The sequence below is a fragment of the Filimonas lacunae genome (assembly GCF_002355595.1).
GTDB classification, from domain to species: Bacteria; Bacteroidota; Bacteroidia; order Chitinophagales; family Chitinophagaceae; genus Filimonas; species Filimonas lacunae.
The window spans coordinates 6,743,672-6,759,984 of the sequence record NZ_AP017422.1 but is presented as its reverse complement, the minus strand read 5'-3'; the positions used below and the strand labels follow the sequence as shown (position 1 = coordinate 6,759,984).

Sequence of the window (16,313 nt, the reverse complement as noted above, 5' to 3'; positions counted from 1 at the left end):
GCCAGGTTCAGATATCGCATTTATTATCGAAAATTCTCCTGCAGTGCAAATGCTGCGCATGCGAAATGCGCATTGGGTACTGCCTTTTTTGTACGAGGTGTTTAAAGAAGCCAATATCTTCTCTATCCAGGAGCCGCAACTGGTGAGTCTGCTGGTGGATACGCTGGCTACGCATGCCGATGGTACGGAGGTGATGGAGGAAGCGCGGATTGAATTTGGCGAAGATGAAGAAAGCCGCGCCCGTAAATATCTGCTCAACTGGGTGCAAAAGAGACTGTTACAGGATCTGCCCGGGCCCGAAGGCGAAGTCATTTACCAACTGAGCGCCCATACCGAAAAGCTGTTCCAATGGCTGCAAAGTTTACAAAAGCGCCAGTTTGTGGGCACCGAAAGCCGGTTTAAAATGCTGTTTTCTTCCCTGCGCGATATGGTGGAAAAAACAGAAGACGACCGCGTAGTGCGTTTGGAAGAACTGAAAAACAGACGGGCCGAAATTGACAAAGAGATCAAAGCCCTGGAAATGGGGGCGCCGGTAGAGGTATACAGCAACGCCCAGGTACAGGAAAGATTGGAGCTGTTCACCCGTTTGTGCTATGAACTCATCAGTGATTTCCGTGAGGTGGAAGACAACTTCAAACAAATACACCGCAACATCGTAGAGCAGCACACCCGTGCAGAATTGAATAAGGGCGCTATTATCGGCTATGCTTTTGAATCGTACGATTCACTGCGTAACAGTGACCAGGGCAAAAGCTTCTATGCGTTTTACGACTTCCTGATATCCCGTGCCGGTCAGGACGACTGGCGTAGTCTTACCGACGAGCTGATGCAGTTGCTGAGCGAGCGGGAGATAAACGCCGATCACGATTTTCTGCAAAACATTAAATCGCTGTTATTACAACAGGGCCGTGCGGTATATGATGCCAACGACCGGATGGCGGAGAAACTAAGCCGTATCATCACCGAAAAAGAAATTGCTTACCACCGCCGCCTGCGTCAGCAGATCAGTAACATTAAAGAACTGGTGTTTGAGCTAATGGATGACGAAGAGCCGGTGCAGGCAGGTATTATGCTGGATCAGCCGGTGGAAATAAAACTGGCTATGGATCGCAAGCTCACCACCGAACAAAAGAAAGTGGCAGGTACCTTGAAGCAGCCTTTGGCCAGCGAGGAAAAAATTGGCGACATGGAGCGTTTCAACCGCTTACTCAATACCAGCTTTATTGATAAGAAAAAGCTGTGGGGCCATGTGGAAACCATTTTGAAAAAGCGGGACACTGCCACCTTGAAAGAGATTATCGAAACCACAGGGCTGGAAAACGGGGTAGCGGAAATTGTAGCCTATTACAGCTTCTTACGCGATAAAGGCAGCCGCGTACAGATTATGAAAAATATTACCGAACATATACCAGTAAATGAACAGCAAACCAAGTTTATAGAGGTGCCTTACCTGTTGTTCAGCAAATAATAACGAATGAATATTCCTGATAAAATATTACCCTACACACCGGTATTCATTAAGCTATTAAAGGGGCCGGTGGAGTATGTGGAAAAATCGGCCTGGGAAAGACTGTTACAATACAAAACAGAACTTACCCGCTTTGTGCAGCAGCTGGGTTTAACCCTGGTGCTGGATGAAGATGATGGCTATGCCTACCTGCGTCATACCAGCTCGGAGGAAGATGAGGCTACGGTGAGCTGGATGCAGCGCCGTCCGCTTACTTACGATGAAAGCGTGCTGCTGGTATTGCTGCGCGATATGATGGCTGAGTTTGAAGTAGGAGAAGTAACCAACCGCGAGCTGATTAAAAAGCGCCGGGAGATAAAAGAATATGGGGAGTTGTTCTTTAAAGAAAACGCCAGCCGTGTAAAGTTTGTGAAAGAACTGGACAGGTTGATTGATCGTGCCGAGGAAAACGGATTCCTGGACAGGATAGAGAACAACGATATTGCGGATGAACAGAAATTCCGCATTAAAAAGATTATCAAAGCCAGGGTGGATGGCGAAATATTAGATCAGTTTAAGCAACAATTGAGCGAACATGCAGCTAAACGTATTCAGCACCGACAGTCATAAATCCGGTTTCCGCCTTCAGTACATGGAAGTGTTTAACTGGGGCACTTTCGATGGGGTGATACATAGCATCCGTCCGGGTGGCGAAACTTCTTTGCTTACAGGATCCAACGGTAGCGGTAAAACCACGTTTGTGGATGCGCTGCTTACCCTCATTGTTCCGGAAAAAAAATACCGTTTTTATAACCAGTCGTCCGGTAGTGAAAAAAAAGGCGACCGTACCGAAGAAACCTATGTATTAGGTGGCTATGGTACCATCAACAGCGAAAGTACCAACACTACCAAAACCTTATACCTGCGCGAAAGCAAGGAAGAAGCGTATAGCATACTACTGGCACATTTTGCCAACGAAGCGCAGCAACTGGTAACCCTGTTCCAGGTGCGTTATTTCAGCAACGGCGATATGAAGCGCATGTTTGGTGTGGCGCATAAAGCGTTAAGCATTGAAGGCGATTTCAAACCTTTTGATCTGGCAGGCGATTGGAAACGCCGTATAGATAAACAATACAACAAAGGCACACGCCGCCAGGTGGAATGGTTTTCCGCAGCCAGCGGTTATGCACAGCGTTTAACAGAAGTGCTGGGTATGCAAAGTTTGCAGGCCCTGAGCCTGTTTAACCAAACCGTGGGTATTAAAGTATTGGGCAACCTGGATGAGTTTATCCGGATGCACATGCTGGAACCGCGTAATATGGAAGAGCAGTTTCTCGATCTGAAAAAGCACCTGGGCACCTTGCTGGAAGCGCAACGCAATATTGAAAAAGTAGAAGAGCAGATAAAACTGTTGCAACCGCTGGGACAGCTATACACCAGCCACCAGCAAAACCAGCAGCAGCTACAGCATTTAAAGCAACAGGCCGAAACCGCTACTATCTGGAACCGCTATACCAAACATCATTTGTTGCAGGAAGTGGTGCTGCAATCACAAACCACTTTGTCCGAGCTACAGCAACGACTGGAAGGCGCTAAAAAAGAAGTGGATGATCTGATTGAAGAAGAGCGCGTAACCCGCAACCAGATTGATCAGAACAAAGCCGGTCAGCGTTTACAACAGCTGGAGAAAGACCTGGAGGATACGCGGGATAAATTAAAACATGCCGAAACATCTTTAACACAGTTCAGCGATTGGTGCGATACGCTGCATATTGCAGAAACCAATATTGCAGATGAAGCCAGTTACAAACGCGTAAAAACAGAAGCACATAAAGCCAGCCTGCGTATTGAACGCGAAACCCGTTTAAACGAAGATGACGAGTTTGACAGCCGTAGTGCTTCTACCAAGGGCACACAGGAAAAAGAACAGATAGAGTCTGAACTGAACGTGTTGCTGCATAGCAGGAACAACATACCGGGTAACCTGATACAGACCCGTAGGGATTTGTGCGATGCCCTGAAAATAGATACTACCGAACTGCCTTTTGCGGGTGAGCTGATGCAGGTAAAATCGGATGAACTGGCCTGGCAGCCTGCACTGGAAAAGCTGTTACACGGCTTTGCCCTGCGTATGCTGGTGCCTGCCAAACACTATAAAAAAGTAAACAAGTATGTGAACAATACCAACCTGCGGGGCAGGCTGGTGTACTATCACGTAAATGATACCGCCTTACAGCAGCATGCCGATAGCGGAACGGTGTATTACAAACTGGACTTCCACCCCGATCATCCTTTATCTCCCTGGGTAGAACAACAGGTGGTGCAACAGTTCGCTTACAGCTGCCTGGATGATGAAAAAACGCTGGACCGTTACGACAGGGCCATTACGTTATACGGCCTGATTAAAAACCGCGACCGTCACGAAAAAGACGATCGTGCGCATCGCAACGATGCCGGTGGTTATGTAATGGGTTGGAACAACGAACGCAAAAAAGAAACGCTGATTAAAAAGCGTAACCAGCTGGCCGATACTATTGCGCTGGCAGAAGAAACCCTGCAACGTTGTAAACGCAAAAAGGATAAGCTGAACAAAGAGGCGCTGGCCTTAAGCCGTATTCAGCAACACAGCGGTTTTTCTGAAATAGATGTGGCTGCTTTGCAACGCAACATCCGCACGATAGAAGAGCAGATGAAATCACTGAGCCAGAGCAATAACCAGTTAAAGGAATTAACCAAACAACTGGACGAGTTGCAGCAGAAACGTGCGGGACTGGAAATGCAGCGCGAAGAATTGCTGGGCGAACGGGCAACGGTGCAAAACAGCATCACCCGCATGCAGGAAGAGCAGGAGGGCCTGCGCATGATATTGCAGTTTATTAATGAAGAAGATAAAGACAAACTGCTACAGTTTCAGCAGCACTATGCCGAGCAGATAGGTGTGCCTACGCTCACTACTATTGAGCAGGTATCTACTGCCCTGCGCCAGCAGATAGAGGGGGGTGTGGAAAGGTTGCAGGATGCTGTGTACCGCGAAGAAACGCTGCTGAACAAAAGCATTAACCGTATTAAAAACCCTTCCACCGAGCTACAACAACGTTTCCCGGATTGGAATGGCGATGTGCAACGTTTGCCCGACGATGCGGCTTATACCAACGAATATGTAGAGTGGTTGGATAAGCTGGAATCGGAAAACCTGCCGCGCTTCAAAAAAGATTTCGAGCGCTACCTGCACGAAACCATGGTATATAAAATGGGCGAGCTAAGCGAAGAGCTGGAAAACTGGGAGCGCAGTATTAACAACAGCGTCATTAAACTCAATCAAAGCCTGGGGGGCATCAACTTTAACCGCCTGCCCGATACCTATATACAGTTAGGCAAACGCTCTGTTACCGACACGGCCGTAAAAGAATTCCGTAACAAGTTGCTGGAAGCCTTGCCACAATCGGCCAATTGGCAGCAGAACAGTTTTGAAGATAAGGCCTGGCATTTCCGCAGCAAAGTGCAGCCGTTAATAGCCAGCCTGGACGAAAGCGAAACCTATCGCGCCCGTGTATTGGATGTGCGCAACTGGTTTGAATTCTGGGCCGATGAAAAGTATCGCAACACGGATGAACTCAAGAAAACCTATCGCCAGATGGGCCAGTTATCCGGTGGTGAAAAAGCGCAGTTAACCTACACCATTTTGTGTAGTGCTATTGCTTACCAGTTTGGTATTACCCGCGAAGGCAGCAACAGCAAAAGCCTGCGGTTTATCGCAGTAGATGAAAGCTTCAGTAACCAGGATGAAGAAAAAGCCACTTACCTGATGGAGCTGTGTAAGCAGCTGCACCTGCAGTTGCTGGTAGTAACACCAAGTGATAAGATACAGATAGTACAGGAGTTCATTGCCCACGTACACCTTGCCCAGCGCATTAACAACCGTCATAGCGAGATGTATAATATGACGTTGAAAGAGCTGAAGGAAAAGATGGAAGAGGTAGCTGAATAATATACCTATACATTGTAAGCACAAAGGGCCGCTGACAGCGGCCCTTTGTGCTTGGTGCAAACTGTTGCATAAATATAGTAACAGCTTGACTGCTTATTCTTTTATGAGCAGTCAAATAAACGAATGTATGAGCTGCTGTAGAAGCTTGTCTAAGTTTGATTATTAATACTTCTTTTTTGTTATTTTATTGCTATGTGCACCTTCTGTAAAAAACATCACTGCAACACCCGATGAAATCTCTGAATGTAAATGCCATGGCTAATCTGTGCAGCTTTGATTGTTAGAGACGATAAAGACAATGTCTGAATTACTTAACAGGATATAAAAAGTTCTTAAACCATAATTTCTATAATAACTATACAATGAAAACTAAAACGCTTTACTTTTTGCTCATAGCCGTGCTTTTGGTTACTACTTCTTATGCCCAAATTCAAAAAAAGCAAGGTCTGGTGGTGCTGAACAATGGCGATACCCTGTATGGGTGGATCAACTACAAAGCCTGGCGGAAAAATCCGAAATCATTCACTTTTTATAGCGATTCTGCTACAGGAAAGTCAGTGACATATACTGTCAACGATGTGCATTACCTGGAGATTACCGGTTTTGATATTTACAAAAAGGCGATTGTCACCAAAGACTTACGTCCTGTGGATATGAATAGCTTATTGCCGATAGAGCAGGAAGCGATACAAAAAGACACGGTATTGCTAAGAGCCTTACTGTTGGGTAAGAAGCTGAATTTGTATGAATTGAATGAGGATAAATTACATCTTTATACCGAAGCCGATCCGGATGTGTTTACACTGCTGGAATATAAAATGGGATTGAACAGTAATGGACAGGTGGTTACATTGCCCATTTATAAAGATCAGTTAAATGGATTGGCTACCCGCTTTGCATCGGAAGGGGCAAAAGAGATGATTGAATCAACGGAGTATGCGGAACGTGATATTAAAAAAGTGATAGCCACTATTAACAATGATCAGTTGCAGTATGCTTATAAACGTCCCCGGGGAAGGCTGTTTAGCTTTTTCATAGGTGGGGGATTGGCGAGTGGTAAAATAAATATGGCGGGCAAGATGAGTAATGTGCAGTTAAGTCGCAATACCACAGGAACGGTAGAAGCGGGTGTGAATATCTATGCGGTGAGAAGCTTGCAGGATCTGGTGTTCAGGTTTGATGTGTCGTATTTGCCTTACAATTATACCAGCACCATGAGTGATGCAGCTGATTACTTTAAATACGACTACTATCTAAAGGGAAGCGATACCCGTTTGTCGTTATCGCTGTTGTACAACGTTTTCCGTAGAGAAAAATGTAAAATATATGCAGGAATAGGAGGCGCTTATAATTTGATCTCTTTAAAAAAGAATGAAATGCATCAAAGAGCTACCGGTTTAGAAACAACAGTGATCAACGACTATTTTAAGGTAGGTAGTAACTGGACTTCCTGTCATTTTAGGGTAGGCGTATTGCTGATGAAGCGGTTTGAACTATACGTGAACTCTGTTTTTACAGGTGTGTATGCAGAGGGGAACGAGTATAGCATGTCGCCCCGGTATAGCAGTGCTAATTTCTGTATCCATTTATAAAGCTTGTTGTTTTTTTATGCCGAAAAAGGGCCCGCCTTTTCAGGCAGGCCCATCGTTTCAGGTGAATATGCTTAGCTTCCAACAACTGTGTATACGCCAACGCTATCCTGTCCTATTTCTACTCCATTATCCCAGAAGCGTGCTTTGTATTCGCGCACTTCTGTGCTTTGGCCGGGCTGAACAGGTGAGTAATCGTTGTAAGGAGATTTGGTTGCACCGCCAATTAACTTTTTCCAATCTTCGCTGCCTTTTACCCGGGAGTAAATAGATATGCCTGGCTGATTTTGTTTTACAAAAGCAACTTCTATATAATCAGGGTAACGCGTTAGCTTTATAGTAGGTGTTAATGTCCTTTTTTCAGTGCTGGTGCTGCTGCCCACAATGCCCAGTTCCTGGCCCAGGTTTTCTGTATAGCCGGGGGCTCTTTTTATATTTGCGGCTATAGAGGTAATTACCTTCAATTGATTTTTCTTAGCCAGGTCTTTAGCTGAAATAGCTTCTTTTTGCTCCTGCTTTTTAGTCTTTACTTTTTGTAAAGAGCTGGATAACTCGCTGGAAGCCGTTTCCAGTTCTGTGATCTGGGTAGCCGACAAACCTACTATGGAGCCTAACACCACAATTTTTTCGTGAAAGGTGTTGGTCCACTGCTGTAATTCGGCATCGTTCGAGGGTAAGTAATGTTTATAGTTACTATTCATGTTTATTTTATTTAGCTGTTAAAAAAATAGTTGGGTCAGGGAGAAAAAAATGCGGCTGAATATTTTTTACCTGCGCCTGCTGAAAGCATTTATGTCTCTGAATATTTTTTACTTGCGCCGCAAAAAATAAAACTTGCGGCTGAGTAAAATTTATTGGTGGCGAAGTGAATAAAAATCTGCGCGCTACACTTCTTCTCCGTGTCTCAAGGAAAAAAAATGAGCACTGATTTTTTCTTATATCGGCACCAATAAATTTTATCTGTGCCTGAATTCTTTTCCAGAAGAAGAAGTGACGCAAAAGGGAGCTCCTATTTTGCTTCACTTCGCCGCATATAAAAAATATTCAGAGACATAAATTTTTCCACCAGAGACAAGTGGAAAAAATTCAGCCGCAATTTTTAAAAATTCAGAGAAGAAATATTTTCCAACAGTCCGCTATTTTCCTTGCGCAATAACCAGTAGAAAAGGAAGCGTGCTGTGTGGGCGAACGGCCGTTCTGTATTTTCTCTCGTCTGAATGCAAAGCTGCAACATGCGTCGTTCATTTTTTCACCATAACTTATGCATAACCAGGCTCAAATGCAGTTTGGACGCGGAAAAAAACTTTTAAAAAAGGTGCTTAAACAAATGTGTGAAACATTGATGTGTTGTAGTGTGCTGACTATTATAGAATTATATATGCGTGACTCCGTTATTTATGATACTCGCATAGGATATGTAAAATGAGCATTCATAAACGATTGAAAATGAAATAGCAGTAACGGATGTTGTGAGAATGTATTGAAAAATTATATTTGTATTGTGTTCCCTTGCGCAACTATTCTGCTCCTCACGCGTTAAAAAATACGCAGTGCGGCAAAAGAAATTACAACAACTGCAGTTGCAGTTTAAAAAATAAACAGCCTTATGAAAGCAAACAGGAAATTAGTATTGTCTATTCTGTTGCCTATACTGGTAGGTTCTTTAGCCAGCATTCCTACCAGTAGAAATGTGCGCAACTGGTATGTAACCATTAACAAACCCGGCTTTAACCCGCCCAACTGGCTGTTTGCGCCGGTATGGACAACCTTATATGTGATCATGGGCATAAGCCTGTATTGTATCTGGAAGCTACCTGCCAGTGTTACCCGCAACAATGCGTTGAAGTTGTTTATGGCGCAACTGGCCCTCAACTTTTTATGGTCGTTCCTCTTTTTCGAGTTTCATCTGATAGCCTGGGCATTGGTGGATATTATTTTGCTGCTGCTATTCATCATTTTGTGCATAGCGGGTTTTAGCCGTATCAGCAGGGTGTCGGCCTGGTTGCTGGTGCCTTACCTGGCATGGGTAAGTTTTGCTACTGCTTTAAACTATACTATTTACAAACTGAATTAACCCCGCTGGCCACCTATATTTCCCGGCAGGTGGCGCATAAATATGTAATTTTAAAGTCTCATTCAACCACTGGATCTTTATGAACTACTTTAGGCACGCCCTGCTCACGGCTGCAATGATAGTTGGGCTTTTTCATGCTACTACGCTTACGGCACAAAACAAAAAACCGGTTATTGCCAAAACGCCTGGCTGGGTAACGGTGCATGCTATTGATGATGCCAACACTTCTATGGACGAGGAAGCGGAAGATGGTTATATGGATGAAGCGTATGAAAAGCAGGTGTCCATTGCCGAAAAATGTACCTATTATAAAATCCGTTTAAAAATATTGAACGCCGCAGGCGTACAAAGTGCTTCGCAGGTAAAGGTGGAGTACGATCCGGCTTACGAAACGGTGCAGTTTCATTCCATTGACGTGATCAGGAAAGGGCAGGTGATGAACCAGCTGCAGGCCGATAAAATAAAGGTGATTCATGAAGAAACAGAGTTGAAGTCCTTTGTTTACAACGGCACTTTGCAGGCGGTTCGTATATTGGAAAATACGCAACCGGGAGATGTGATTGAATACAGTTACTCTGTTAAAGGCTGGAACCCGGTATTTGAGGGTAAGTACAGCGATTTTTTTGAAATCACGCCGGGTTACCCCCTGTATCATTTTTATGCCAGGCTATTGGTGCCTGCCGGCAAAGAGGTGTCCATCGCCAACCACAACAGTACGCTGCAACCGGTAATCACCAAACAGGCGCAGCAAACCATATATGAATGGAAGCAGGAACTGGTACCAGGGGTGAAGTGGGAAAGCTATTTACCCACCTGGTATAATCCCCTGTCGGGCATTAACGTAACAGAGTGTAAAAGCTGGAAGGAGGTAAGTCAATGGGCTATCACCCTGTTCCCGCAAAACGTACCGCTTTCTACCGGCTTGCAACAGAAAATAAAAGAAATTACCCAGGCCAACACCACGCCCGAAAAACAGGTATTGGCGGCGTTGCAATTTGTGCAGGACGATATACGGTATATGGGCATTGAAATGGGCGAGTGCTCGTTTCGTCCGGCAACGCCCGGTAAAGTGTTTGAGCAGCGTTTTGGCGATTGTAAAGAGAAGTCGTACCTGCTGTGCCAGATGCTAAAGGCCATGGGCGTGGAAGCGCATATTGTATTGATTAACACCAGCGCCAAGGCCAGATTACGTGACAAGCTACCTTCGGCACAGGCTTTTGATCATGCCACGGTAAGGGTTACCCTCAATAACAAACATTATTATTTCGATCCAACTATCTCTTATCAACGGGGCAGTATTGACAATATCGACTATCCCGATTATCAGTGTGGCCTGGTGTTAACAGACACCACTACGGGGCTTACCACTATTACCTATCACCCTACGGGCATGGTTAAAATACGGGATATCATTAGAATAACCCGGCATTTGGCGGAGGTGTCTATGGAGGTGGTTACGGTGTATTCCGGAGGCTATGCCGATGATGTGCGTAGCAAGTTTATGAGTAAAAGCATGCGTGAAATGAAGGATGATTATAAAGACTTCTATCATCGCTTCTACGATAAAATTGAAATAGATAGCCTTAAGCACACCGATAACCCGGTAACGGGCGAAATATCGGTATGGGAATATTACCGCATCAATGATTTCTGGGAAGGGAAAGGCGCCGAAACCAAGGGTATTGAACCGTTTGTGCTCAGTGGTGTGGTGAGGCGGTCGGATGAACAGAATAGAAAAATGCCGATGCGGCTTGTTTTCCCGGCAAAATTTGAAGAAACCATTGAAGTGTTTATGCCGGGTGGGTTTAAATCGTATGATACCTACAAAGAAGTAAAATCAGATGCGTTTTTGTTTACCAAAAAGGAGTTCAATTACGCAGGGCTCAACGCCGCTACTACCTATACATACCAAAACTTTAGCGACTATATTGCTCCTGAAAAGGCTACAGAATATATGGCTAACATAGAAAAAGTGGAAGATGCGTTGGGCATTGTGGTGTGGGACGATCATGTGTCCAGCATTCAATCCGCTAATAAAAGTGCTTCTACCAACATCATTTCCATTATAGGTTCTATTGTGCTGGTAGTGCTGATTTTTGCCGGTATGGCCTGGTGGATGAAAAAGTAAGGGCGTATTACGCCAGCTCTTTATTCCAGGCTACCACTTTTACGCCGGGTGAATAATGAATCAATGCAGGCGGGGTATCAGGCGTAACAGACAGGTGTCCGGCCTTATATTGCAGGGATAAATCTTTCAGCGTAATGTGGTGCAATGGCCAGGGTGCATGATGCACATGGTATCGGTATAGTAGGCCATCCAGGGTAATGTATACACAATACCGTTCGGTTAAAAACAAATCCAGTGCGGTTTTGGCAGTGTTTGCCTTCTCAACGGAAAACGCCACGTTCAGGCGAAATTGCTTGTTAGCATTGTTAGCATAGTACTGATGCTCATTCCCGCCCACAGCCCGCACAATATGTGCCTTTTCGTAAGGCATGCCCGACAGCTTGCGCGATAAAAAGGCCGAAACTGCTTTCTGTGCTTCTATGCTAAAGAAAAACACACCCGGCTGCCCATCTTTAGTTACATAAGTGCGCACGTTTATTTCATGAAAATCGGAAACGGGTTTAAAAGAAGGCAGAAACTTAGGTCGTATCTTCTGCATGGTAAACGGCACTATCGACAGCCATGCTTTTCCTTCAAACGTATCCAATGTGGTGCCGGCCGGAATAAAAGGTTCCAGTGCGGCGGCATCTGCTTCCCAATGTAAAAACAATAAACTGTTCCATTCCTGGTAATACCGCCATTGCTTTTCGGGTAAAGGCCAGGGGCGGTGTGCCGTGTCTTTTAATAAATTATGTATGGGCATAACAGGGGATAGGTAGAATACAAAATTAGCGATTGGCAGGAAAACTGCTTATATATGTTAAAATAATGCTAATGAAATTCGTTATATAGATTAAATTTGATAAGAACGATTTAAACAGATTGCTGTTTTGCATTGCCATATGTATTGTTTTGTTTGGACAATAAGGGCTACTGTATGCCCATCAGAAACAGCTGCTTAAACTATTGTGAGAAATGACGCCAAATGCTACTATTTGCCGGCTGCATATGCGTGCAGCTGCGCTATGCCTATGTTGCGTGTTGCTAACGCTGCTACCCTCCATTGCCCAGCAGGTGAAAGTGGAATACCTGGGCATTGAGCAGGGGCTAAGCAACAATGCCGTTACCTGCATTCAGCAGGATAGTAAAGGCTTTATGTGGTTTGGCACCTACGACGGGTTAAACCGTTACGATGGCTATCATTTTAAAACCTTTCGCAACAAACTCAACGATACTGCTACCTTAATAGACAATCGCATTGTGGCTATCGGGGAAGATGCACACAATAACATATGGGTAGGCACTAAAAAAGGGTTAAGCATTTACTGCAATATCCGTGAAGCCTTTTTTCCGGCCTATGTGTGGCACGAGGGCAAAAAACAAAAGATAACCCAGCCGGTAAACGATATTAAAAAAGCGACCAACCACAACATGTTTGTGGCGGCGGCAGGCATTGGACTGCTGCAATACAAAGCCGGCGATACTGCACCGGCACACACCATTCCTTTACACATTGCTTCGCAACGCATACTTAACTATCATGCACAGGCTATCAGCTTTGATGCCAGGGGCCAGCTATGGGTGTTTGTGCAGGGATATGGTTTGTGTAAGTATGCCCGGGAAGCCGATGAAATACAACTGGTAAACAGCCGGATATATACCGGCAACTGCCTGCTGGCGGGTAATGAAGACACGGTATGGCTGGGTTCGGAAATTGGGTTGGTGATGTATAATGTACGGCTGAATACGGTGCAGGTGTTTGACGAGGGTAAAAAGGGACTTAGCGCCCGCAAGGTGGTGGGCCTGTGCCTGGATAAACAACAACAGCTATGGATTGCTACAGACGGCGGCGGTGTAAACATACTGCACATTCCCACAGGCACCTTTAGCTGGATGCTGCCGGGGCAGGATAAAAACACCATAACCAGTGCCGCTATTTATGCTATATATGAGGATAAGGAAAGCCGTAAGTGGATTGGCACCTTACGCGGCGGGATCAATGTGATTGACAAACAAAAGAACCGCTTTGTTACCATCAGTCGCGACCCGCTACAAACCAACAGCCTGGTAAATGATTTTATATTATCGTTTTGCGAGGATGAAAAAAACAATATCTGGATAGGTACCGATGGTGGAGGGGTGAGTTGCTGGAACCGGCATACCCAGCAATATACTTCCTTTAAACATGAGGCAGATAATACCACCTCGTTAAGTAATAATTACGCCACCAGCATTGTAAAGGATTATCGCAACGATATCTGGATTGCTACCTATGGAGCAGGCATTAATAAATACGATGCTGCCACAAAGTCGTTTAAACGGTATGCCTGCTATAACGCACAGTATCATTATGAAGATTGGTATGTGTGGAAGCTGTATGAAGACAAGCGGCATCAACTATGGGCGGGCACCTGTGCATCGGGGAGGTTATATCGCTATAACCGTGAAGCCGACAGGTTTGAGGTGTTTGACGATCAGTTGGCAGATGTGATTACACTGGCAGAAGATAACCTGGGTAATTTATGGGCGGGTACTTTTAACAAGCTGATACGCATAGATGCCCATAAAAAACAACATCGTGTGTATGAGATCAATTTCCCGGTTCGTTTTTTTCACCAGGATAAGGCCGGACGCTATTGGGTGGGTACAGAAGGGGGCGGTGTGTTGCAACTAAACCCTGCCACCGGGCAATGGACGGTGTTGTCGGAAACAGAGGGGCTGGCCAGCAACTCGGCTTTAAACATGCTGGAGGATAGTAAAGGGAATTTGTGGATCAGTACTTTCAATGGGCTTTCGTGCCTGCAGCCGGCTACAGGCAGGTTTACTAACTTCTACGGTTCGGATGGTTTACAAACCAACCAGTTTAACTATAATGCGGCACTGGCTTTGCAAAGCGGCGCGTTTTTGTTTGGGGGTATTAAAGGGTTTAACCTGTTTTATCCGGATAGTGTGCAAAGTACCTGCGCTATGCCCGACCTGCTGTTAACCGGTATGCACATTAACAACCAGCCTGCAGCCAATAACAAAACTTACTTTACCGGTAGCACTTCTATTTATGATGTCACCAACATACGCCTGCCGTATGATAAAGCGGTGTTGTCGGTTGATTTTGCGGCACTGGAATATTCGGCACCGGATAAAATTACCTACGCCTATTACCTGGAAGGATGGGATAAAGACTGGAGTTATGGTAAGCTGAAAACAGCCAACTATTCCCGCCTGCACGAGGGCAAGTATACCCTGCATATTAAATGCACCAATGCCGAGGGGGTATGGAGCAGCAAAGAGCGCTTAATTGCCATTACCGTGTTGCCCCCCTGGTACCGCAGCTGGTGGGCATGGGTGCTGTATGGCGCAGTGGCTTTTGCAGCGATACGCATGTACCTGTTATACCAGAAAAAGCAGGCCAGGCTTACCTATGAGGTAGAGCTGGCACACCTGGAGGTGGAAAAAGAAAAAGAACTGAACGAAAAAAAGCTTTCTTTCTTTACCAATATCTCGCACGAATTCCGTTCACCATTAACCTTGATCATTAACCCGGTAAAAGAGCTGTTGTGCAATACCAGCAAAGAGGCAGATGCCGAAAACCTGCGGGTGGTGCATAGAAACGCCAGGCGGTTGCTAAGCCTGGTAGACCAGTTATTGCTTTTTAGAAAAGCAGATAGTCAGGCCGATCAGTTGCATGTGGCGCCGCTTAACTTTTACGAGTTGTGTTACGAGGTGTACCTGTGTTTTATTCAACAGGCTAAAAACAGGCAGATTGAATATGAGTTTTCGTGTGATAATGCTTTGCTGGAAATATATGCGGACAGGGAAAAAATGGAAATAGCCTTGTTTAACCTGGTGGCCAATGCGTTGAAGTTTACACCCGATGGAGGTAAGGTGTTGTTGCATGTAACAGAAGCAGCACAGCAGGTACAGGTGCTGGTAACGGATACGGGATGTGGTATTTCGGCCGAAGCAGGCCGCCATGTATTTGATAAATTTTACCAGGATAAACGTAGTGGTAAAGCAGCTTTGTCGGGTTTTGGCATTGGCTTATACCTGGTAAAGCATTTTGTAGAACATCATGCAGGCAACATCAGCTATCGTAATAACACAGAGGGCGGCGCCACCTTTTGTGTGCAGTTGCTAAAAGGGAAGGCGCATTTTAAAGCCGAAGATATTATTGCACAAGATGTGGCCCCGGCGGCAGGGCTACAGGAATGGATGCAGGAAGAAGAAATGGTGGTAGCAGAAGAGACAGCACTGAACGAGCCGGCAGAAGCCCTGGTGTCAGATGCCCCGTTAATGCTGGTGATAGATGATAACCAGGAGGTGCGGCAGTATATAGGTAAGCTGTTTAAAAAACGCTTTCATTTGCACGAAGCGGAGAATGCCGAGCAAGGTTTGCAACTGGTAAAACAGTTAATGCCGGATATTATTATCAGTGATGTGGTAATGCCAGGAATCAGTGGCATTGAGCTATGCAACCAGTTAAAAGCCGATAAGGCGTTCAGCCATATTCCATTGGTGTTGCTCACGGCCAGCACATCGGCATCGGTGAAGTTGAAAGGCGTGGCCTGCGGCGCAGATGATTATATCACTAAGCCTTTTGAAAAGGAATTATTGGAAGCCAGGGTAGAAGCATTGTTGAAAAGCAGGAACAACCTGCAACAGTATTTCTTTAACGAAATAACCTTACAGCCTCACAACTTAAAAATATCAGGAGAGTACAAAGACTTTTTAGACAGGTGTATTGCTATTGTAGAACAGCACATCGATAATGAAGAGTTTAGTATTAAAACCCTGTCTACTGCCATTGGCATGAGCCATAGCAACCTGTATAAAAAAGTGAAAGCTATTTCGGGGCAAACCGTTAACGGATTTATACGGTACATCCGGCTCAGAAGGGCTGCCGAGCTGTTTATTAACAGCTCGTGCAACGTAAATGAAGCTGCTATCATGGTGGGAATTAACGATAGCAAATATTTCAGGGAGCAATTTTATAAACTGTTTGGAAGCAACCCTTCTGATTATATCCGGAAGTACCGTAAATCGTTTCAAAAAACATATAGGTTAGATGGGCATGTGGTGCGCATGCCCGCAACGGCCATAAAAAACTAAAA

The 16,313-nt window shown here is 45.1% G+C and carries 9 protein-coding genes; 7 read left to right on the top strand and 2 right to left on the bottom strand.

The genetic code is table 11. From position 1 onward, the window contains the following. The first annotated feature begins 58 nt into the window (after nt 1-58). The 4 genes from FLA_RS26645 to FLA_RS26630 all read left to right on the top strand — a co-directional run bounded on the left by FLA_RS26645 (nt 59) and on the right by FLA_RS26630 (nt 7,027). Nucleotides 59-1,468 (top strand): DUF3375 domain-containing protein, encoded by a 1,410-nt coding sequence (locus tag FLA_RS26645; protein WP_231940335.1) that lies wholly within the window; start codon nt 59-61, stop codon nt 1,466-1,468. A 6-nt stretch (nt 1,469-1,474) separates the two neighbouring features. Then, on the top strand, nt 1,475-2,077 hold the full coding sequence (locus FLA_RS26640; protein WP_076376070.1) for a DUF4194 domain-containing protein: 603 nt from the start codon (nt 1,475-1,477) through the stop codon (nt 2,075-2,077). After that, nucleotides 2,043-5,435, top strand: coding sequence for an ATP-binding protein (locus tag FLA_RS26635; RefSeq protein WP_076376068.1), 3,393 nt, complete (start codon nt 2,043-2,045; stop codon nt 5,433-5,435). Before FLA_RS26640 ends, FLA_RS26635 begins: the two co-directional genes overlap by 35 nt. Before the next feature lie 362 nt (nt 5,436-5,797). After that, nucleotides 5,798-7,027, top strand: a complete 1,230-nt coding sequence (locus tag FLA_RS26630; RefSeq protein WP_076376066.1) for a hypothetical protein — start codon at nt 5,798-5,800, stop codon at nt 7,025-7,027. Nucleotides 7,028-7,098: 71 nt separating this feature from the next. Here FLA_RS26630 and FLA_RS26625 read toward each other — a convergent pair whose 3' ends face one another. Beyond that, on the bottom strand, nt 7,099-7,725 hold the full coding sequence (locus FLA_RS26625; RefSeq protein WP_076376064.1) for a hypothetical protein: 627 nt from the start codon (nt 7,723-7,725) through the stop codon (nt 7,099-7,101). Nucleotides 7,726-8,630: 905 nt separating this feature from the next. On the opposite strand from FLA_RS26625, the gene FLA_RS26620 reads away from it, so the two are divergent. Continuing rightward, on the top strand, nt 8,631-9,098 hold the full coding sequence (locus tag FLA_RS26620; protein WP_076376062.1) for a TspO/MBR family protein: 468 nt from the start codon (nt 8,631-8,633) through the stop codon (nt 9,096-9,098). 79 nt (nt 9,099-9,177) lie between these two features. After that, entirely contained in the window at nt 9,178-11,226 is a 2,049-nt protein-coding gene (locus FLA_RS26615) for a DUF3857 domain-containing transglutaminase family protein (protein WP_076376060.1), read from the top strand. Between the two features lie 7 nt (nt 11,227-11,233). Here FLA_RS26615 and FLA_RS26610 read toward each other — a convergent pair whose 3' ends face one another. Continuing rightward, nucleotides 11,234-11,968, bottom strand: a complete 735-nt coding sequence (locus FLA_RS26610) for a YqjF family protein (protein WP_076376058.1) — start codon at nt 11,966-11,968, stop codon at nt 11,234-11,236. 212 nt (nt 11,969-12,180) lie between these two features. Between FLA_RS26610 and FLA_RS26605 the strand changes: the two genes are divergently transcribed. Next, nucleotides 12,181-16,311 (top strand): hybrid sensor histidine kinase/response regulator transcription factor, encoded by a 4,131-nt coding sequence (locus FLA_RS26605; RefSeq protein WP_084206035.1) that lies wholly within the window; start codon nt 12,181-12,183, stop codon nt 16,309-16,311. Nucleotides 16,312-16,313: the final 2 nt, after the last annotated feature.

Bases quoted from the DNA above. Each gene is read 5' to 3' on its own strand.
- FLA_RS26645 (WP_231940335.1), top strand. From the start codon at position 59: ATGCGAAATGCGCATTGGGTACTGCCTTTTTTGTACGAGGTGTTTAAA.
- FLA_RS26640 (WP_076376070.1), top strand. From the start codon at position 1,475: ATGAATATTCCTGATAAAATATTACCCTACACACCGGTATTCATTAAG.
- FLA_RS26635 (WP_076376068.1), top strand. From the start codon at position 2,043: ATGCAGCTAAACGTATTCAGCACCGACAGTCATAAATCCGGTTTCCGC.
- FLA_RS26630 (WP_076376066.1), top strand. From the start codon at position 5,798: ATGAAAACTAAAACGCTTTACTTTTTGCTCATAGCCGTGCTTTTGGTT.
- FLA_RS26625 (WP_076376064.1), bottom strand. From the start codon at position 7,725: ATGAATAGTAACTATAAACATTACTTACCCTCGAACGATGCCGAATTA.
- FLA_RS26620 (WP_076376062.1), top strand. From the start codon at position 8,631: ATGAAAGCAAACAGGAAATTAGTATTGTCTATTCTGTTGCCTATACTG.
- FLA_RS26615 (WP_076376060.1), top strand. From the start codon at position 9,178: ATGAACTACTTTAGGCACGCCCTGCTCACGGCTGCAATGATAGTTGGG.
- FLA_RS26610 (WP_076376058.1), bottom strand. From the start codon at position 11,968: ATGCCCATACATAATTTATTAAAAGACACGGCACACCGCCCCTGGCCT.
- FLA_RS26605 (WP_084206035.1), top strand. From the start codon at position 12,181: ATGACGCCAAATGCTACTATTTGCCGGCTGCATATGCGTGCAGCTGCG.